At 60.8% G+C, this 19,168-nt stretch carries 23 protein-coding genes and 3 pseudogenes; 17 read left to right on the plus strand and 9 right to left on the minus strand.

The window, feature by feature from the left end:
- Positions 1 to 297: helix-turn-helix domain-containing protein (locus tag BM430_RS32705; protein ID WP_143132019.1), on the minus strand; the 297-nt coding region annotated here is incomplete at its 3' end.
- Between the two features lie 64 nt (positions 298 to 361).
- On the opposite strand from BM430_RS32705, the gene BM430_RS32710 reads away from it, so the two are divergent.
- The 3 genes from BM430_RS32710 to BM430_RS32725 all read left to right on the plus strand — a co-directional run bounded on the left by BM430_RS32710 (position 362) and on the right by BM430_RS32725 (position 3,535).
- Positions 362 to 1,132 (plus strand): IS701 family transposase, encoded by a 771-nt coding sequence (locus BM430_RS32710; RefSeq protein ID WP_244539773.1) that lies wholly within the window; start codon positions 362 to 364, stop codon positions 1,130 to 1,132.
- The gene (locus BM430_RS32715; protein WP_093571371.1) at positions 1,029 to 2,729 is read left to right on the plus strand and encodes an IS1182 family transposase; all 1,701 of its coding nucleotides are present in this window, start codon (positions 1,029 to 1,031) and stop codon (positions 2,727 to 2,729) included. Before BM430_RS32710 ends, BM430_RS32715 begins: the two co-directional genes overlap by 104 nt.
- A gap of 380 nt (positions 2,730 to 3,109) precedes the next feature.
- On the plus strand, positions 3,110 to 3,535 hold the full coding sequence (locus BM430_RS32725; protein WP_093571372.1) for a Ros/MucR family transcriptional regulator: 426 nt from the start codon (positions 3,110 to 3,112) through the stop codon (positions 3,533 to 3,535).
- A 303-nt stretch (positions 3,536 to 3,838) separates the two neighbouring features.
- Here BM430_RS32725 and BM430_RS34405 read toward each other — a convergent pair whose 3' ends face one another.
- Positions 3,839 to 4,039, minus strand: a complete 201-nt coding sequence (locus BM430_RS34405; RefSeq protein ID WP_143132200.1) for a hypothetical protein — start codon at positions 4,037 to 4,039, stop codon at positions 3,839 to 3,841.
- A gap of 375 nt (positions 4,040 to 4,414) precedes the next feature.
- Positions 4,415 to 4,873, minus strand: a complete 459-nt coding sequence (locus BM430_RS32730; protein WP_143132201.1) for a hypothetical protein — start codon at positions 4,871 to 4,873, stop codon at positions 4,415 to 4,417.
- Positions 4,874 to 4,997: 124 nt separating this feature from the next.
- On the opposite strand from BM430_RS32730, the gene BM430_RS34985 reads away from it, so the two are divergent.
- On the plus strand, positions 4,998 to 5,339 hold the full coding sequence (locus tag BM430_RS34985; RefSeq protein WP_177303248.1) for a hypothetical protein: 342 nt from the start codon (positions 4,998 to 5,000) through the stop codon (positions 5,337 to 5,339).
- A gap of 105 nt (positions 5,340 to 5,444) precedes the next feature.
- Here BM430_RS34985 and BM430_RS32740 read toward each other — a convergent pair whose 3' ends face one another.
- Positions 5,445 to 6,167, minus strand: a complete 723-nt coding sequence (locus tag BM430_RS32740; protein ID WP_093571364.1) for a response regulator transcription factor — start codon at positions 6,165 to 6,167, stop codon at positions 5,445 to 5,447.
- A 660-nt stretch (positions 6,168 to 6,827) separates the two neighbouring features.
- On the opposite strand from BM430_RS32740, the gene BM430_RS32745 reads away from it, so the two are divergent.
- Positions 6,828 to 8,120: a glycosyltransferase gene (locus BM430_RS32745; protein WP_244539771.1), complete on the plus strand. Its 1,293-nt coding sequence runs from the start codon at positions 6,828 to 6,830 to the stop codon at positions 8,118 to 8,120.
- A 42-nt stretch (positions 8,121 to 8,162) separates the two neighbouring features.
- Here the strand turns inward: BM430_RS32745 and BM430_RS32750 are convergent, their stop codons facing one another.
- Complete coding sequence (locus tag BM430_RS32750) at positions 8,163 to 8,429, minus strand: tyrosine-type recombinase/integrase (RefSeq protein ID WP_093571374.1); 267 nt, start codon at positions 8,427 to 8,429, stop codon at positions 8,163 to 8,165.
- A 317-nt stretch (positions 8,430 to 8,746) separates the two neighbouring features.
- Positions 8,747 to 9,292 (minus strand): STM3941 family protein, encoded by a 546-nt coding sequence (locus BM430_RS34410; RefSeq protein WP_143132202.1) that lies wholly within the window; start codon positions 9,290 to 9,292, stop codon positions 8,747 to 8,749.
- 598 nt (positions 9,293 to 9,890) lie between these two features.
- Here BM430_RS34410 and BM430_RS35450 point away from each other — a divergent pair.
- From BM430_RS35450 to BM430_RS34420, 10 genes and pseudogenes are all read left to right on the plus strand, one after another.
- Positions 9,891 to 10,249: pseudogene (locus BM430_RS35450) on the plus strand (VOC family protein).
- Between the two features lie 317 nt (positions 10,250 to 10,566).
- Positions 10,567 to 10,791, plus strand: coding sequence for a hypothetical protein (locus BM430_RS32760; RefSeq protein WP_093571365.1), 225 nt, complete (start codon positions 10,567 to 10,569; stop codon positions 10,789 to 10,791).
- A 615-nt stretch (positions 10,792 to 11,406) separates the two neighbouring features.
- Complete coding sequence (locus BM430_RS35455; protein ID WP_244539772.1) at positions 11,407 to 11,736, plus strand: hypothetical protein; 330 nt, start codon at positions 11,407 to 11,409, stop codon at positions 11,734 to 11,736.
- Positions 11,737 to 11,897: 161 nt separating this feature from the next.
- Positions 11,898 to 11,987 (plus strand): BA14K family protein, encoded by a 90-nt coding sequence (locus tag BM430_RS35460; RefSeq protein ID WP_244539774.1) that lies wholly within the window; start codon positions 11,898 to 11,900, stop codon positions 11,985 to 11,987.
- A 575-nt stretch (positions 11,988 to 12,562) separates the two neighbouring features.
- On the plus strand, positions 12,563 to 12,982 hold the full coding sequence (locus BM430_RS32770; RefSeq protein WP_093571367.1) for a DUF5681 domain-containing protein: 420 nt from the start codon (positions 12,563 to 12,565) through the stop codon (positions 12,980 to 12,982).
- Positions 12,979 to 13,245, plus strand: coding sequence for a hypothetical protein (locus BM430_RS32775; protein ID WP_093571368.1), 267 nt, complete (start codon positions 12,979 to 12,981; stop codon positions 13,243 to 13,245). The genes BM430_RS32770 and BM430_RS32775 overlap by 4 nt, the downstream gene beginning before the upstream one ends.
- A 59-nt stretch (positions 13,246 to 13,304) precedes the next feature.
- Complete coding sequence (locus BM430_RS32780; protein WP_093571375.1) at positions 13,305 to 14,165, plus strand: transglutaminase family protein; 861 nt, start codon at positions 13,305 to 13,307, stop codon at positions 14,163 to 14,165.
- A gap of 14 nt (positions 14,166 to 14,179) precedes the next feature.
- Positions 14,180 to 14,453, plus strand: a pseudogene (locus BM430_RS35465) (response regulator); the annotation flags it as partial.
- Between the two features lie 524 nt (positions 14,454 to 14,977).
- Entirely contained in the window at positions 14,978 to 15,244 is a 267-nt protein-coding gene (locus BM430_RS34415) for a hypothetical protein (protein ID WP_143132203.1), read from the plus strand.
- A 68-nt stretch (positions 15,245 to 15,312) separates the two neighbouring features.
- The gene (locus BM430_RS34420; protein ID WP_143132204.1) at positions 15,313 to 15,537 is read left to right on the plus strand and encodes a hypothetical protein; all 225 of its coding nucleotides are present in this window, start codon (positions 15,313 to 15,315) and stop codon (positions 15,535 to 15,537) included.
- Between the two features lie 90 nt (positions 15,538 to 15,627).
- Here the strand turns inward: BM430_RS34420 and BM430_RS32790 are convergent, their stop codons facing one another.
- A complete protein-coding gene (locus BM430_RS32790; RefSeq protein WP_093571376.1) occupies positions 15,628 to 16,545 on the minus strand; it encodes a site-specific integrase in 918 nt (305 codons plus the stop codon).
- Between BM430_RS32790 and BM430_RS32795 the strand changes: the two are divergent.
- Positions 16,510 to 16,689, plus strand: a pseudogene (locus BM430_RS32795) (IS5/IS1182 family transposase); the annotation flags it as partial. The gene BM430_RS32790 and the pseudogene BM430_RS32795 sit on opposite strands and share 36 nt — an antisense overlap.
- 15 nt (positions 16,690 to 16,704) lie before the next feature.
- Here the strand turns inward: BM430_RS32795 and BM430_RS32800 are convergent.
- A protein-coding gene (locus BM430_RS32800) for an IS3 family transposase (protein ID WP_093571369.1) occupies positions 16,705 to 17,888 on the minus strand; the annotation gives its coding sequence in 2 pieces (ribosomal slippage) (positions 16,705 to 17,624 and positions 17,624 to 17,888; 1,185 coding nt in all).
- Between the two features lie 109 nt (positions 17,889 to 17,997).
- Here BM430_RS32800 and istB point away from each other — a divergent pair.
- Positions 17,998 to 18,789: an IS21-like element helper ATPase IstB gene (gene istB / locus BM430_RS32805; RefSeq protein WP_210188474.1), complete on the plus strand. Its 792-nt coding sequence runs from the start codon at positions 17,998 to 18,000 to the stop codon at positions 18,787 to 18,789.
- Between the two features lie 29 nt (positions 18,790 to 18,818).
- Here the strand turns inward: istB and BM430_RS34425 are convergent, their stop codons facing one another.
- Complete coding sequence (locus BM430_RS34425; protein ID WP_143132205.1) at positions 18,819 to 19,073, minus strand: hypothetical protein; 255 nt, start codon at positions 19,071 to 19,073, stop codon at positions 18,819 to 18,821.
- Positions 19,074 to 19,168: the final 95 nt, after the last annotated feature.

The raw sequence follows: 19,168 nt of genomic DNA on the forward strand, positions 1-19,168 counted from the left end.
CTCGATCAACTCGGCGACCTGCTCGTCGCCGATCCGGCGCGGGGCTCCCGAGCGAGGTTCATCCAGCAGGCCATCCGTGCGTTCGCGGGCAAACCGTTCGCGCCACTTGCCGACCGTGTGCTTGCCGGTGCTCAGTTCCGCCGCGATGGCGGTGTTGCTCCGTCCATCGGAGGCCAGAAGCACGATGCGGGCACGCAGGGCGAGCCCCTGGGCTGTCTTGCGGCGGCGGGCCCAGCTCTCAAGCTCAGCTCGTTCCTCGGCGCTCAGGTCAAGCGAGGTGGGGACACGGTAGGCCATCGGCGCCTCCCAACAAACCCACACTTTGCCACAAACTTCAGACGCAGGACACTAGTCGACGAGCCTGCGTGACGCCAAGGATCAGATCCGACCGCTGTTTGCCGCGCCGAGCGTCGCCCGCTCGGCCGGTGCCTTCCTGGACGGCCTGCTCGGGACGGAACGGCGCAAGACTGGTTGGATGCGAGCCGAGGCGGCTGGCGATCCCGGACCGTGGCGTCAGCAGGCGGTGCTCGGGCGCAGCCAGTGGGACGCCGACGCGCTGCGCGATGTCGTGCGCGAGCACGTCGTCGAGACCCTGGCCGAGCCGGACGCCGTCCTGGTCCTCGACGAGACCGGCTTTCTCAAGCAGGGCAAGTCCTCTTGCGGCGTCCATCGTCAGTATACTGGCTCGGCAGGCAAGATCACCAACTGCCAGATCGGCGTGTTCGCGGCTTACGTCTCGACCAAGGGCCATGCCTTCCTCGACCGCGCCCTCTACCTGCCGAAGGCCTGGACCGACGACCCGAACCGGCGGGCGGCCACGCACGTGCCGGAGACACTGGCCTTCGCGACCAAGCCGCAACTGGCGTTGGCGGTGATCAAGCGGGCGATCGCGGCGGACGTGCCGTTTGCCTGGGTGGCGGCCGACAGCGTGTACTGGGATTGCCCCGGATTGGATACTGCTGGCGAATCTTTCTGCTTGGTTAGCTCGTTGATGTGGCAGCGCAATCCGACGCTCGCGGAGGCTCGTCATGTCGCTGCAGCCAAGCTCACCCGCCGAGGTTCCCAGCCAGACCGCCGCCGTGGCCCGAGCCGCGTTCCCGAGGGGCAACGCTTACATGAGGCTGAGGGATGACTTCGGCACCGTGTTCACCGACGCGCAGTTTACGGCGTTGTTCTCCTCCCGTGGCCGCCCGGCCGAGGCACCCTGGCGGCTGGCGCTCGTCACCGTGCTGCAGTTCGCCGAGAGCCTCTCGGACCGCCTCGCGGCCGAAGCGGCTCGTGGCCGCATCGATTGGAAGTACCTGATGGGCCTCGACCTCACCGACCCGGGCTTCGACGCCTCGGTGCTCAGCGAGTTCCGCTCTCGCCTCGTGGCCGGCCATGCCGAGACGCTCCTGCTCGACACGCTTCTGACCCTGTGCCGCGAGCGCCGGCTTCTGGCCGCGCGAGGCCGTCAGCGTACCGACAGCACGCATGTCCTGGGGGCCGTGCGCAGCCTCAACCGCCTCGGTTGCGTCACCGAGACCCTGCGTGCCGCGCTCAATGCCCTCGCCGTCGCGGCTCCCGAGTGGCTGCGTGCTCACGCCGAGGAAACCTGGAGCGAGCGTTACGCCAAACCCACCGACGATCTGTATGTCCCGCAGGGCGAGGCGGCCCGTCGTGCTCATGCCGAACAGATCGGCCGCGATGGACACACACTCCTGGCGGCCGTGTTCTCTCCCGATGCACCGACCTGGCTCCGCGAGATCCCGGCCGTGATCCTGCTCGGCCGGGTCTGGTTGCAGAACTTCCAGATCGTCTCGGTCGATGACGAGACGGGCACGGAAGTCGACGCGGATCATTCAAACCCGCAGACCACGCAAGTTGTCTGGCGAACAACCTCAGAAGGCATTCCGCCCTCACTGCTGATGATCGCCTCGCCCTACGACCCAGAGACGCACTGCGCCAAGAAGCGCACGACGACGTGGATCGGCTACAAGGTCCACCTCACCGAGACCTGCGACGCGGATCGCCCCCGCCTGATCACGCATGTGGCGACCACGCTGGCCCCAGTTGCCGACCGCGACGCACTCGGGTCCATCCATGCCGACCTGGCAGCCTACGATCTTCTGCCAGACACGCACCTGGTCGATGCTGGCTATGTCGATGCCGACCTGTTGCTCGCCAGTACACGCAATTACGCCGTGACGCTGCTCGGGCCGAGCCCGCAGGATACGCAGTGGCAGTCGCGTCAGTCGGGAGCCTTCAGGCTTCAGGACTTCCAGATCGATTGGGATCGCAAAATCGCCACCTGTCCTGCTGGTCACATCACGACGAGTTGGAGCCCCGACCACAACCTCGGTCGCACGGTGATGCGCATCCGCTTCTCCAGCGCGGACTGCAAACCCTGCGCGCTCAAGCAGAACTGTACGCGTTCCCCGCGCCGGTTGCTCACGCCGCGTCGACGAGAGGAACACGCCGCGCTGGAGGCGGCACGCGCGCGAGAGGTCGACGGGGCCTTCGCCGAGCAATACCGCTGGCGGGCGGGTATTGAAGGGACACTGTCGCTGGGCGTGCGGACCCTGCATCTGCGGCGGGCTCGCTACCTCGGGCTCGCCAAGGTCCACCTCCAACACGTGCTGACCGCCGCCGCCCTCAACATCGGCCGGATCGCCGATTGGCTGGCGGGTGAGACCGTCGCGTCGACCCGACGATCGCCCTTCGCTCGCCTCATCAGCCAAGCTGCCTGAGTTGCTGCATTCGCCAGCAGTATCAGAAACGGGGCAATCCCAGACTGCGTCAAGCCTGCCGACATGCTCCCAAGAGAGCTCGAGGGTTGTGGCGCCGAGGTTGCTCCGGAGCTGGTCGAGGGACCGCGGCCCGATCATCGGCACGGTGCCGTGCGTGCTCGCCCACGCGATGGCGACCTGATCGGTGCGCAGCCGCAAAACGGCACCATGATCGAGGCGAGCATGCTTCTCACGATGTTATGAAGCCTGCAAATTTTGCCTATTTCTAATGATAGGCCGCACCAATTAACATTTCTCCTAACCGTAATTATATGATCTGCACAGTTGACATGGGTTAAAATCCTTGCATGCAATCGGCATCGCTCGATTTGGAGGGATACATGAGTGAGATCGAAGCCTCTGTGCTCATTTCAATCGGGCGCACCCGCGACATCATAACGACCTATGTGGCACACAATGTCGTCCAATCCTCGGCGTTGCCCGAGCTGATCGCATCGGTGCATGCTGCATTGCGGAGCCTCGGCACCCCATCTCCTGTCGAACCCGAGAGACTGACGCCACCAATCCCAATCCGCAAAACGGTGACGGCGGAGCACATCATCAGCCTTGAGGATGGGAAGCCGTACAAGGCGCTGAAGCGACACCTATCTGGACGGGGCCTCACGCCCGACGAATACCGGGCGAAATGGGGCCTACCGCGCGACTATCCAATGGTGGCGGCCAACTATGCAGCCCAGCGTTCCGAACTCGCCAAGAGCAATGGGCTGGGGCAGGGACGGAAGGGAACGGCTAGAAAAGCGAGGTAGTATCAACCATCGAGGATCCAACACCGTGTGCGACCTCGCACGGCACGCGCCTCTGTCGTGATCTAAATCAGAAGCGCCCTCCATGGGCGTTTCCTCCTTAGACTTCGGCCGCTCGCAAGGGCGGCCTTTTGTTTCCGAGGATGCGGCGGCGGTCCGGCTGTCAGCCCCCAAACGTTGGGCCACCACCGAATGCCGCCCACACATCGCAATTTCATCAACTTTACTGTATAATATAACGGTCGCCTCACTCCTCAAGGAGGCTAAGGATGCGGTTGACCAGCACACTGGGCTGAGGAACCCTCTTCAATCCACATCGTCAGATGTTTTAGATTGATCCGATGGCTCCTCAGGCTGCCGTCGCGCAGTAGACCACTTTGAAGACTTATTCTGATGCTTCTTATTAGTGGGTAATTTTACCGGCATGTCTGACAACCGCGCCACGCGCTTTTGAAACTCTTCATTGGAAGGGCTGCTGGCAGCACCGGTGATGAAGCTCTTTGCCACAATAATCTCTCCACTTTCTCGGCATTTCTCCGAAATCGATAGATCTGGAGAGAGTGACAGAGCGTGTGCTCAGCATAAGCGAAGCGACGAAGCCCAGTGATCCGGCCAAAGATCGATCTGTTTTATATGGGTTTTCGTTATTTCAATCGCAAGACACACCGAAAAATATCGCTTTTTTCTGAGGCACCAATGAAAAATAGATGCTCGGGTGGTTCGTCACAGGCACGGCCGCTCTGTCGCCTCGTGGAGGCTGGCCCAGACGTTCTCAGGATAAAGGCGCCTTACCGCCGTCACGGCATCCGGAGTGCCCCGAAGGGCGGGATGCCCGCCCCAACGCCAGCGCCGGCAAATGGCACGGTGGTGGAGTGCTGGCCGCTACACCCGCCAGGAGGTGCCTTGGGATCGCATCGATCGGTAGGGGCGGCGGATCGCGTCGAGCTGGCGGATGATGCGGCCGGCAAGGTCGTCGTCGTACCAGCGGGTGTACATGATGACCCGCTTCGATCCCGGCTTGAGGCGGGTCGAGAAGTCGTCCGAGTACCAGTCCCACACCCGATCCCGGATCCGTCGGCTCTCGGCGTCCTTCCAGCTGCCGAACGGGTCGTCGATGATGCCAAGGTCCGCGCGGAAACCCGCGATGCCGACGCCGACAGGCAGGTACTCGCCTCCTTCCGTCGTTGCCCATCGGTAAGCCGCGGCGCTGTCCTCGGACAGGGTGACGCCGAGGTCACCGCCATGGCTGGCGATCAGATTGCGGGTCTTGCGCCCCCACCGCTCCGCCAACTCGCTGCTGTGCGAGGCCGTGAGGACGTTCCGGTCGGGGTTGTCCCTCACGTTCGACAACCCGGGAGATGGATCAGGAATTCGCCTTGGAGGACCTGGAGGAGAGCCTGCTCTGGAGCGTGCTGCTGTTCTCGGTGCGCTGGCACCACGTGAAGGCGCGGACGAGCTTCGTGCGATGAGCCGGGGGATCGCGCTGATCGACGGCAACTCCTTCTACTACTCCTGCGAGCGCGTGTTCGACCCAAAGCTCACCGGCGTGCCGGTGATCGTGCTCTCGAACAACGATGGCTGCGCTACACCGCGCGTCGAGGGCTGCGAGTTGCACGAGCACGCCCGCCAGCGCAACTCGGGCTGTGCAGTCTTCAGGCGTCGTCTGCATACGGCGGGACGTCAACAAGAGTGCCAATCAAGCGGAGCAAAGCCTGTTGCTCTGGTTTCCCGCTTCCATCGCTCAGGAAAGCTCCTAGCTCGATATGGCGCAGACGGCTACCTGACGGACCGTTGGGCTGATGGATAACGAAAGTTCTCCCATCCACTGGTTCTCGCCCTAGGTACCAACAATCCCCCTTGGGATTTCTATATAATTCTCTTCGGTTTGACATGTTTTATTTCCTAAAAATTGTTATATGGTTTTATTTTTATGTGTCTGAACAACAGCTTCTGTTCTATTTGTGACGCCGAGTCTTCGCATGATATTTCGAACATGAACCTTGACGGTGCTTTCTTTCATTTTTAGCTCAAATGCTATTATTTTATTCGACCGGCCCGTCTGCAGCTGCTCTAGCACCGCGCTCTGGCGTGGAGTGAATTGGCTGCGAGGCGTTACAGGCTCAACAGGTTCGCAATGTTGGAATACGCAGCTCGAGGGGATGAAAATTCCTCCAGCTTGTACCAGTCGTATCGCCTCAATCGCCACATTGAGACTGACGCTGGTCGGGATATAGCCGTGTACGCCCTTACTCAGTTGTTCAACGACGCCAGCTAAATCTTCGCTGTCGCACAAAAGCACAAACCTAGCCTCGATACCGGAGCGAAAAAGAAGATCATTACGATCCTCTTTGGTTTGAGGAGTCTCGAGCGCATCACAGCATATGATAATGATTTCTCCTTCCCTACATAATATTTTCGACTGATCCCATTCATCGATGGATGCAAACGACATTATGGTTTGGTCATTAAATGACTTAATCAAGCATTTTTCAAGGCAATCGCGAAGCATCTTACGACTTTCAATAACATATATTGATGAATTTATATCGATATTTTTCGACGATGTGATCGTAAAATCCCTATGATCTTCGAAAGATAAATTTTTGTCATTACTCATATCGTCATTTATGGACATAACCTATAATCCTATGATTGTATTTACAGCTAAGTTGCTGCTGTCATGCATGTGTATCACCACCAAAATAAGTAGCATTAATAAAATATAAGTTTTTATGGCGGTCATAGATCGAACGTTTTGGGAAAAGTGCTAAATGACATTGCTCTGGATGCGACCTCGGTGCAGACAATTTTTCGCTTCTAACGTAGCCGCCACGCCAGCCAGCCTACTCCGCCTGACGATAGGACCAACGAGCTGTAGGCAGTGAGGCACCGGCTTGTGATCTGGATGGGGCGAGCCGGGACAAGGGGTAGGTCGAAAACTCGCCCGGCTCGCTACGGCTGCCGGCGTTCCGCATCACGACAGCCGTGCTTCTCCTGGCATTGCCATGGACAGGCGTCATTATCGAAAGCTAATGTGGCAGGGAACGAAGAAGGCCCCGCCGCCGATCGCTGCATTCTGATATATCGAATATCTAATATCAGGCTTATTATAATTTTTTCACAATTGTTATTTTGTTACCAAATTTTTCTGCTATCTTATATACTGCGTATTTTCAATTGACAATGATCAATGTCGTTCATTATGCGCCATCAATAACGGAAAAATAATGAGGCGCACTCAGAGGATTATCTTTCGAAGGCGCTGGCGCTGTCTTCATTGCATCCCGGTACGACCATGATGATCGACGAAAATCGCCGCGTTTTCCTCGTAGCTCTTGGCACTCATGGGGATATTCTTCCTGTTATCGCACTCGGCGCAGCGCTTCAGGCACGCGGCCATCAGGTATACCTCGCAGCACCCGAACCGTTCATGCCGCTTGCCGCTCGCGCTGGTCTGCTGTTCCACGCTATCGGCACATCAGCCGACTTTGAACACGTAATAAGGCAGCCGGCGCTTTGGCACCCGATCCGCGGTGCTCGCATCATGCTCAAGGCAATCGCAAAGGCGATTGAGCCGACCTACCGCTGGCTGGAAGCGGAGGTTTGTCCGGGAACTGATTTGGTGGTCGCCTCCACCCTCGCGCTCGGAGCCCGGGTAGCACAAGAGCGGCTTGGGCTAACCCTGACGACCCTTCACCTGATGCCTATGCTCGTCGAGAGCCGCTTCGCGCCACCACGATTGCCGGGTCTGCCACTGCCCAACCTATTACCGGCTCGCTGGCGACATGGAGTCGGTCGCGGCGCAGACCTGTTCGTCATCGACCCTGCTATGCTGCTGCCGCTCAACGCTTTCCGGGCTGAGCTCGGGCTCGCTCCCGTGAAGCGGTTACGGGACTGGTGGCACAGCCCCGATCGGGTACTGCTCGCCGTACCGGACTGGTACTCCCCGCCACAAGCCGACTGGCCGGAGCAGCTCCGCCAAGTCGGTTTTCTGCTCGCCGATACCTATGGCGACACCGCCCACCTAGCGCCGGACCTACAGGCGTTTCTGGCCGCGGGACCGGCGCCGCTGGTCTTCACCTACGGCTCGGCGATGGCTGGTGCGCAGTCGTTCTTCGCCACCTCTGCAGAGGTGTGCCGGCTCTCGGGACAGCGCGGCATCCTGCTCGCCGGCCGGGCCGAGGAGATTGAGGCCGAGCTGCCAGCCGGCGTGATGCATGTCCCCTACGCGCCGCTGAGCCGGCTGTTGCCGGTCTGCGCAGCGCTCATCCACCACGGTGGGATCGGCACGGTGGCGCAGGCGCTCGCCGCGAGCTGCCCGCAACTCATTGTACCGGTAGCGTTCGACCACGCCGACGAAGCGCAGCGGGTGGTGCGTCTCGGGGTTGGCGCCTCGCTGAGCCGCTGGCGCTTCACCGCTCGCCGAGCCCGGCGCATGATTGACGGGCTGGTGAGTTCCGCCGCTGTGTCAATCGCCTGTCGCCAGGTGCAAGGCCAGATGTCGGCCGGGAATGGAATGGCGGACGCCTGCGAGGTTATTAACGACTTGGTGTCTAAGCCAAACAAGCAAGATTTGCCGACCGCATAGATGCCTGCTCGACACCGCGTCGATCGTGGATCTGATGATAGTCTACAATAACCCACTCCCCGAGTGCCCCTTGAACGCATTCGCCCGACGGATGTAGCCAACGACCGTCCGGGTATCCCGGTGCCCGGACTGGTCCATGATGCGAGCGAGATCCGCGCCACGCTCGGCCGCGGTCGTGATGTAGCCGGCCCGCAGGGAGTGAGCCCCGAACGTCGAGGCATCGAGCCCGGCCGCGGTTGCGTACCGCTTCACGATATCAGCGGCGGCTTGGGTGGTGAGGCGTGCGGGGTTGGCATCCCCCGTTGTCATTCGAACCCTGCCCGAACGCGACACCGGCCGGAACACAGCCCTCACGGAGCGGTACAGCGCCCCGGCCGGCCTATAGGGGGTGATCTTACGTCTCCGGCGAGGCTAAGGGCATTTTGATTACCCTTTGCGCCAACGAGGCGCGTTCGGGCCGGTTGTTCGTTGTGCCGCGCGACCTCGTGATCGACAGCTTCGCGGGCCTCCTAGTGCACTGACGCCTTCAAAAGGTACACAGCTCGTTGCGATTTCCGGTGCGTTTGCAATTGGTTGGCGAGAGCGGGCGTGGTGCGTTCGTCCGCGTCAGTGCACTAGCGCCCGCGTCAGTGAGCGCGACCATCCTGCGGGATTTGGTGAAAACTGGTCACTGCGTTGTGTAGTGCGGCGAAACCACCTTTCAGGTTACCAGCTTCAACCAAGAATTCGTATGGCGCCTCATTCTTATTAATAGCAGTATGATTGATCATCAGGCGCCTAGTGTTTTTAGTGATATCATAAGAATCAGATATTTTGAACAACAGGCTTTTTTGTGAGGAGCGATCTACAATGCTTACCGCCCGTATGGCACTCCATGGTATCCAGCCCGTCGATATGCGGCGATCAAAGATGCCTTGGTCGCCAACCGAAACAACAGAATTTGTATTTATTAAATCTTTAGAAAGAAAGGCTATATAAATAGCAAAAACAAACAATGCAAAATATATAGAGAATTCTCCGACTCCTCCCTTTACCATGCTATTTGGTCCTGCTGCTCCCGGCCTGATATAGAGGAGGAAACCGCAAAATATCAAGGCTATTGCAGTAGCAGCAAATATTATACCGGTTCTCTTTTGAGAGATTGATATATTGAATTGTTTGCGACTGGCCATGACAACCTCCGAAGCAGAAACGACATATTAGCACATTCAAACAAATATCGTAGATATTTTTTTAGCTTTGCTTTGGCGATGTCGGCTCGCAGCAAGATAATATTTCACAGGCGGCAATACGTTGGCGGGCTGGTGTCTCAGCGGAGACCGTGGGCAACATCCGGCGGGCGCTGCCATGAGGCCTCGGACAGGAGCCTGGTGGCCGGCATTTCAGCGTCGGACGGACGCCGCAGCGAAGCCTCTGATCCGACACGGGAAATCGGGAATTGCCCCGTAAGTGCGCCCGTTCGGGACTTCGCGCCCGTTCGGGACTTCGCGGGGGTAGAGCGCCTACCCGACTCCCGGCCGGCGAGCGCACCATTCGCGGCATAGCAATCTTCGCCGGATGGGCAGCATGAGACGGGTGAGCAACAGCGGATCGGGTGCCCGGCCAGCGCCACCATCGGGCAAGCCAGCGCCGGCCGACGCCCGGCAGCAGGTCGTTGACGTTGCCGTGGAGTGATGCGAGCTACCGCGGCGGGCAACCGCCTACCCGTCTCCAGGCCCGACTGGGGCTAACCCATGACGCCATTTCCGGAGCGACGCATGTCCACACGTCATTATCGGCAGCAATGACCTGGAGCGGGCACGGGCCTTCTACGATGCGACGTTCTCCGCTCTCGGCGGCAAGCCCGGCAAGATGGATGAGCGAGGGAGGCTGATCTATGCCCACGAGGGTAGTCGGCTGATGATCACGAAGGCGATCGACGGCAAGCCAGCGACCGCGGCCAACGGCGGGACCATCGGTATCGTCGCTGCGAGCCGCGATCACGTCATCGCGTGGCACGAGGCTGGTACCGCGCATGGGGTACCGCCATCGAGAGCCCACCCACAGAGCGTCCGAACGGCGCCTTCGTGGCCTATCTCCGTGATCCGGACGGCAACAAGCTCACCGCACGGACACGACCGGTGAGGTGACGTGGCTGGGATACGCCAGAAATCCGCAGCTGGGATACGCCAGAAATCCGCAGCGGAGGCGCTGGAGGCGTTTTTGCAGGCTTGGCTTTATTCGCCCAAACCCCAAAACGCCGTCCTGGAGGCCCTGAGGGCAATTAGCGGTGACCCGGGTGAGTAAGGCGAGATCCCATACTCGGAATGCGCCGGCCTAATGCGGTGGTCCCGGGCCGAGAACGGACACGTCTGCATCGGGTGGCGAACGGCCTCCCGTATGCTCAGCCGGTTGGGTTCCAACCCTGGCGGCCACCCCGCTCAATGGCAACTAGGATGACCTGCCGGTGCGCGTGCCACTGGTCCAGGATCTCATGCATCAGATGGAGCAATCTCTCGGCTTCAGTCGTGTCCGACCCTTTAGCTTTGTTCTCCATGATGCGTTCGACGAGCCTACCAATACGTCGGTCCGCATCCTCGATATGCCGATTAGCGCGGGCGAGTTCGGTTCTTTCGTGCTGAAATTCGAGCATGCGGTGATCCTCTACTGCGAGGCAACGCATGAGAAGTGATCCAGGATCGAAGGTGCCGGCACATGCCCCCAATTCAACAGTGACGTCTGAGCCCCTTAGCGGCTCACAGCCAGCAGGAGGACGAACCCGGCGAGGACAGTGGAGGCGAGCATCATGGTCGGTCCTGTCAGCAGGCTGCCTCAGCCGATGTACGGCCAAGCCTGCAGAGGGCAGCAGTCCTCGGTAAGCGGCGCAGCATCGACCGTCTGACCTGACTGTTCGATCGGAACGATGTGTGCTGCTCTGGCAGGAGCCACATGGCTCCACACAGTCAGGATGGCCTCAGCGACAATGATCCGAATGATGGGTAGCATCGTTCTGTCCCCTTGCGGCCATGAGCGACCGTCGATGCGGGGCGTGTAAAGCTTAACCATTGCACCTGTGTTGGGTGGCGCATTGCATGAGAGAGGTCAGACAGGATCCTGCACTCAAGCTACGCCGTTCGGCGCTACTTCTCCTGGCAAGCAGAATTGTCGCGAGCATGGACCGAAAGCACCCGGGGGAAGTTCACTGAGTATGAGAGGCTTCTCTCACCACGGACAAATCCTATGAAATATGCTCTCATCACTGCAGCGACCGTGGCCGCTGCGTTTGCTCTCCTCCCGGCGGCAGCTGATGCCCGCCCCGGTGGAGGCGGGTTCCGGGGTGGCGGCTTCGGCGCTGGTGGCGGTGGATTTGGCGGCGCGCGCATCGGTGGTGTGGGTGGCGGCGTCCGCGGTGGCTCAGGGCTCGCCGCTGGCGGCTTCCGCGGTGGCGGAGGTATGGGTGGCTTCCGTGGCGCTGCTGGCAGCTCGGGGCTTGCTGTCGGTGGTCAAAGTGGAGTTGGTACCGTCGCAGCTGGTGGCGTCCGTCCTGCCGTGGGCGGCTTTAGCGGGCGCGGGTACGCCGGCAATCGAGGCGGCTACTACCGCGGACGGGGCTACGGGTACGGAGCTGCCGGGCTAGGCGTGGGTCTCGGGCTTGGCTTGGCCGCTGGGGGGCTCGGCTACGGGTACGGCGGCTACGATGATGGGTACTATGGTGGCGGCTATGCTCCGGCCGGATACGGCGGGTTTGACGAGGGCGACGCGCCTGCCGCCACTGAGGTCACATCCGATGCCGATCAGGTGAGCTACTGCACCCAACGCTTCCGGTCGTATGACCTGGCCACCGGCACTTACCTCGGCAACGATAGGAAGAGGCATCACTGCCCGTAAGCTTCCCTGATCACGTGATACCTGAAGCCCAGCGGCCGAGACCGGCTTGCTGGGCTTTGTCGTGAGAGCTGCAGGCGCGAAGAACCAGGCGCGCCCATGTAAGGTACCCTGTGTGTCTTATGGATCCTCGTTCCTCACGAGCACCGCAGATCCCCCCACCGCTCACCTGTTTCAACGGGTGATGGCCAATATCGCGCTTGAGGCAGAGGCGGCGTGCGTTGTCGGGCCGAGGTAAGCCCACCCTACCAGCAGGCTACCAGCAACAATAACCCGCATGACGCTGACCAGCAGGCTTTCGCGCCGCGGCCGCTGAAACCCATCTGCATCGAAGTGGACAAGGCTGAATGCCTTCTTCCAGGCCTCACGGCGGGTTACACGGGACTCGTGAGGCATCATACTGCTCGAAACTATGAGGAGCGGGCAAGGCCATTCAGTCGCGATACGGATCGGAGGTCTGGCTGATCCGTTGATGCATGTGGGTGTTGATCCGCTTCTCTGCGGCTGTTCTGAACAGCGCTAACAGCGGGTACCGTGCCGAAGCTCGGATAAAGATCCGTAAACGAGAGGACATCGTGATGCCCGCGAGAGGGCGACCATTCCAGAAGGGGCAAAGCGGCAACCCTGCCGGCCGAGCGAAGGGCAGTCGGACCCGGGTCGCACAGGCGATGGAGCTGATCCTGTCGGACGACGCCGACGCCATCATGCGCAAGGCCACGACCTTGGCGAAGGATGGCGATCCCACAGCCCTGCGTCTGTGCCTCGACCGCCTGATGCCTGTCCGCAAGGACCGCCCTGTGCCCTTCGCCCTGCCCCCGATCGAGACCGCGGCCGACCTGACGAAGGCGACCGGGGCGCTCCTCGCCGCCGTAGCCTCAGGCGAACTCACCCCGTCCGAGGCTGCCGAGCTTGGCAAGCTGGTGGACGCCCACGTGCGGGCAATCGAGGTGACGGACGTGCAAGCCCGCCTCGACGCCCTGGAGGGCCTGAAGAAATGAACCGTACCCTTGAGAGCCGCATTCGCAGATTGGAGAAGGAAGCCGACATGAGCAGCTTGCGCCACCTCACCGACGACGAGCTAGACCGGAATATCATCGGCGCACTTCGCAAGCTGATCGCCGGGCATAGCAGTGTCATGGCCGCGATTGAGCACTACCGCGGCGGCGATCACACCGACGAGAAGGCCATCGGCGACATGCTTGACGAGCACTTGCCGATGATCTGGACCGTGATCGCGCGCCAGTACCCGGCCAGCGTTTAATCGCGCGAAGGACCGCTCGGGGTGGGGAGCGGTCCGATATGGTTCATAAGGAGCATCCCTTGGTCGATCTACGCATCTGCCACCGGACGACTTACCGCTACAGACAGCCCGTCGGGCTCGGACCGCATCGGCTGATGTTGCGCCCACGGGAGGCTCGGGACCTGAGGCTCCGTTCGAGCGACATCAGAGTGACGCCGAATGCGACTGTGACATGGGCCAGCGATGTTGCCGGGAACGCGGTTGCAACCGCCACCTTTGAAACCCAGTCCGACACGCTCGTCATCGACAGCGCAGCTCAGGTCGAGCTTTCCTCGGCTACCTATCCGGTCTTCGACATCGCCGCCTCGGCCATCTCGTTTCCCTTCCGGTACTCAGACGACGAGTGGACGGACCTGGGAGCACTGACGGTTCGGAAGTACCCCGATGGGGATCGCCTGCAAAACTGGGCGCAGGGGTTCGTTGCGGGCTACCCCACCGACACTCTGTCGCTCCTCAAGGACATCAATGCTGGTGTGGGTGCCGGGATCACCTACCAGGCCCGGGAGGATGAGGGCACACAGTCGCCGAGCCAAACCTTGTCATCGGGCCTAGGATCCTGCCGGGATCTGGCTACGCTCTTTGTTGAGGCGGTCCGTAGCCTTGGCTTCGGCGCAAGGGCTGTCTCGGGCTATCTGCATGACCCCACGCGTACACTGCTCGGGTCGGCCGATGGCGGGTCCACTCATGCTTGGGGCGAGGTGTACCTACCCGGCGCAGGGTGGATCACCTTTGACCCAACCAACCGCAGGGTGGGAGGAGCGAACCTGATCCCGGTCGCTGTAGCGCGCGACATTCGCCAGATCATGCCGGTGACGGGCAGCTTCATCGGGCCTGCCAATGCCCTCCTGGAAATGTCGGTTGGCGTCGAAGTTTACGGCTAACGTGCCTCGTACGCATGATGGCGAGCGACCTGCTGGACGCCGCCGGACGCTGGGTTCGCCGTCATCGAAGCAGCGTGCGCTGACGAGGCCTGGGACATTCTGGAGAGCCGTAGCGACATCGAGATGCCAGGATAGATGAACGGCTTTGCGCTTGCCGCTCGGGTTCTGAGCGTTGGCTGCACATCCGCCTAGTGATCACCTCGGGGCGGTGTCGCCCGGCGTCGCGCGATGCGATGTGCCGATCACAGCACGTTCGTGCCAGAGTCCTATTTGGTGGAGCAGGTACTCATCGTGCAGCATTTCTGCCCTATAAAATTTAGTGCGATCAGGCCGTTTATGCGTGAAATTTTTGCAAATAAGGAACCTTCTTACAGGGTGATCATTGGCTTTTAAGTCGGTGCATTTGAAAATGCAAATTTGAGAGGGCAAGAACATGACTCACGTTGAAAATTCGACAAACCAGACAGTTGCGGTGATGTCCGGAGCGGTGAAATACGACGCTGTTAGAAGATTTTCGGCGATCGAACGTAATAAAAATTTAATTGTCGAAAAGATAGTTCATATGGGCGATCCGAAGAACCGAAGAGCAGCTGCCGATCAATGGTTTAAATCACGGAACTCACATTGATATACGCAGGCCAATAGCGAATTTGTGGTCATTTATTAACTAAAACGCTTAACACGTGGGGGACTTTAGAAAGAACGAAATATGCCAGCATGATCTCGATATCCATTCATGGTGTGATGTGCTATAAATACACACTATGATATGGAGGACGACCGATCTTCAAATAAATAATGATAATAAAATAATGGAGTTCACAGCCATGAAAGCGTCCAAAAATTTTGGCAGAAGCCTAGCTCTACCCTCAAAAATTGAGATCAAACATGATCTCATGATGATGCGGTTGACTGACAAACTGCGGTCTGAGTTGCGGCTCAATGGACTGACATCGCAAGAATTTTCTCTTGCCGTTAAGGAGCTTGTGACTGCTGGTGAAATTTCCGCCGATGCGGCAAATAAAATCATCCGTAATATCAAATATCATGACGTGAGGACTCCCAACTTGGAGGTATAGTTGATTTTTGAATTCTATTTTTATTGATAAATTGGCTATGAACTATGCGTACAACTCGTGAGATCGTCATGTTCGATCATCCCTTCCGGCTGAGCACAATTGATGGTACGCAGCCAGCCGGCTCCTATGTAGTTGATGTGGTCGAGAAGCTGCTTAGGGGTTCGTCTTTCATAACATATATGAACATTGAAACCATCATTTATATTCCGACCATTGTCCGTGAAGAGATATTTTTGAAAGCCTTCCCAGTTGATTATGAAGAAATAATTACAGAACGTCGCGGTTCTGTGTAGGAAGTTTTTAAAACTCCTTTGTTCTGATGCGAGCTACGCCAAAAAGATTGCCTCCCTCCCTTCTGTGTAGCATCGTACTTTCTTGCGCTATCATAGAAAACCGCTCCCTGAGCGAGACTTAAACGCATTCACGCGGCGAATATATGAAACCACTGTACGCGTATCTCTGTGGCCAGACTGGTCCATGATGCGGGCAAGGTCCGCGCCGCGCTCCGCTGCTGTCGTGATGTAGCAGGCCCGCAGGGAGTGAGCCCCGAAGGTCGAGGCATCGAGCCCGGCCGCAGTTGCATACCGCTTCACGATGTCTGCGACGGCTTGGGTGGTGAGACAGGCAGGGTTGGTACCCCGCATTGTCATTCGAACCCTGCCCGACCTTGATACCGGCCGAAATATGGGCCCCTCGGTGATCCCTGCCGTCTCGAGCCAGTCGCGCAGCAGGGCAACCGGCCGGATGAACCGCCCGTGCGGGGTCGCCTTCTCGAACCCGGCGCCCTCCTGGTCGACCTTGGACCGGCGCACCAGCACCCGCAGGCCTTCGGGATCCTCGCGCAGATCCGATACGTCGAGGGCGACCAGCTCCGATCTACGGAACGCCCCGGCGAACCCAAGCGCGAGTAGAGCTCTATCCCGTTTGCCGGTCAGCGTGTCGGGCGTGCGCATCAGCATCGCCATGAGCACGTCGGCCGTCGCCGCCGCCTTCTGGTCCGGCGCCGTCCCGACCTTGCGCCGGATGCCTTTCATCGTGGCTCGCACCGCCTCGTCCTCAGTCGGGTCCGGCTGCCGGACGAGCTTGTGCGCGTACTTGATGGCCGCGAGACGCCTGCCGATCGTCGAGGCCGCCCGGCCTGCCTCCGCCTCCGCCACCAGGAAGCCGGCCACGGCCTCAGGGCTCGCCGGCAGCGACCGGAAGCCGTAGCGGGCGCACCAAGCCTCGAACGCCGCGGCGTCACCCCTGATAGGCTCGCACGGTAGGTCGAGGGTGTGGGCAAGGCTCTCGGGCGCAGCCAGGGCGGGTTCTCGACCAAGCTGTACCTGCGAGCCGAGGGTGGGGGCAAGCCGATGGCGGCTGTCCTGACGGCCGGCGAGCGGCACGAGCAGCTCGCGCTGGACGCGCTGATGGACAAGGGCGCGGTTGATCAGCCCCCACGAGGTGGCCCGAGTGGAATGTTAGTGGACCGTGGGCCTTTCCACCACGGGTAGCTTGGCCGGCGGAGCCGGTCGGGCGAGCGCAGCCGGCCAAGCGGTTAAGGCTGGCACGAACACCTCCGGGGCCGGCGGGCGGTAGCCGAGCGAGGCGTGCGGCCGAACTCCGTTGTAGTGTCTCCTCCAGCTCTCGATCAGGATCTGCGCCTCCCGCAGAGAGTAGAAGATCTCCACATTCAGCAATTCATCCCGCAGCCTCGCGTTGAAGCTCTCAATGTAGCCGTTCTCCCACGGTGAGCCAGGCGTGATGTAGGCCGTCTTTGCGCCCACGGTGGTGATCCACTTCTGCACAGATTGGGCGATGAACTTAGGTCCATTGTCAGAGCGAACGTGCGCAGGTACGCCACGCAGGATGAACAAGTCCGAGAGCACATCGATCACGTCCGGTGCCTTGAGCTTGCGGGCCACCCGGATGGCCAGGCACTCGCGGGTGAACTCGTCGATGACGTTCAGCAGGCGGACCTTGCGCCCGTCATGCGTGCGCGCTTCGACGAAGTCGTAGGACCAGACATGATCGCGATGCTCGGGCCGCAGCCGGACACAGGAGCCATCCCCGTCCCACAACCGGCCCTTCTTGGGCTGACGGGCCGGCACCTTGAGCCCCTCCTGCCGCCACAGCCGCTCCACCCGCTTGTCGTTGACCAGCCAGCCCGCCGCCCGCAGCAGGGCGGCGATCTTGCGGTAGCCGTAGCGGCCATACCGGCGCGCCAACTCGACCAGGTCGGCCAGCAGCGCCGCCTCGTCGTCTCTCCCCCCCGGCACCTTGCGCTGCGTCGAGCGATGCTGCCCGAGCGCGCGACAGGCGCGCCGCTCGGAGACCGTCAGCACGGTCCGGACATGCTCGATGCAGGCGCGCCGGCGCGCGGGGCTCAGAAGTTTCCCCGGGCGGCCTCCTGCAGGATCAGCTTGTCGAGGGTGAGATCCGCGATCGCCTTGCGCAGCCGCTGGTTCTCGGTCTCCAGCTCCTTCATCCGACGCACCTGGTCCGACTTGAGCCCGCCGAACTCCTTGCGCCAGCGGTAATACGTGACCTCGGTCGCGCCGATCGCCCGGATCGCATCAGCCACGCTCTGCCCCTGCGAGACCAGCACGTCCACCTGCCGCAGCTTGGCCACGACCTCTTCCGGCTTGTGCTTCTTCGTTCCCATCGCGTCCGTCCTCCGTCGGCTCAAAGCCATACTTCAGGCCGGACCACTCCGATGGGGGCTGACCACTGCGGCCGCTCTCGGAATACGAGGCCGTGGCCAGGGGAGGCTTCTGATGAGCGAGGGGCACGATCACCTCACGGCGCTGCTCGGGCGGCTCAAGCTGACGGCGCTCCGCGACCAACTCGACACGCTGATTGATGAAGCCGGCCGGCGCGACCTGACGATCCGCGAGGCGCTGACCCTGTTCTGCGAGCGTGAGGTGGCGCGGCGCGACCAGCGGCGGATCGAGATGGCCTTCGGGCTGGCACGCTTCCCGTTCGTGCGCGACCTGACCGGCTTCGACTTCGCGGCCCAGCCCTCCCTCGACAAGGGGCAGACCCGCGAGATCGCCACCGGCCGCTTCATCGCCAACGGCGAGGCGGTGCTGCTTCTGGGTCCTCCGGGCGTCGGCAAGACGCACCTGGCGGTGGCGCTGGGCCGGGAGGCGATCGTGGCCGGCTACAGCGTGATGTTCACGCCGGCCACGACCCTGGTAGCGCAACTGGCCAAGGCCTATGCCGAGGGCCGGCTGGAGGAGCGGCTGACGCACTACGCCAAGCCCAAGCTGCTGATCGTGGACGAGCTCGGCTACCTGCCCTTCGAGCCGGATGCCGCGCACCTGTTCTTCCAGCTGGTCAGCCGGCGCTACGAGCGGGGCGCGATGCTGGTGACCTCGAACCGGGCGGTGGGGGAGTGGGGCACGGTGTTCGGCGACGCGGTAGTAGCGACCGCGATCCTCGACCGCCTGCTGCACCACAGCCATGTGGTCACCATCCGGGGCGACAGCTACCGGCTGCGCGAGAAGCGGCGCAGCGGTCTGCTGCAGAGGGCGACGACCGCCCCTCAACCCACACCCGTTTAGGAATAGAAACTGGAAGAGGGGCCAGTTCTTCATGACGCAAAAGGGTCAGTTCCGGGCGTCGCTTGACATTGGTTGACCAGTCCCACAGCGGCGAGCTTGGTCCGCAACACGTGATGACCCGACCCATCGAGCCATTTGTGGCCGACAGGCCCGTACTCGATCCAGCGCCAGAGCCGGACGGAAGAACCGCCCGGACCGCTATACCTTGCCTCACGAGCCTGATCCTCATCGTACGCGGCAAGCAGGATGACGCGCTGCCGCTCGTTCAGTTCGGTCGCGATCACCTAGTGTCCTGCGTCTGAAGTTTGTGGCAAAGTGTGGGTTTGTTGGGAGGCGCCGATGGCCTACCGTGTCCCCACCTCGCTTGACCTGAGCGCCG

The sequence above is a fragment of the Methylobacterium sp. 174MFSha1.1 genome (genome assembly GCF_900116815.1).
Classification (GTDB): Bacteria; Pseudomonadota; Alphaproteobacteria; order Rhizobiales; family Beijerinckiaceae; genus Methylobacterium.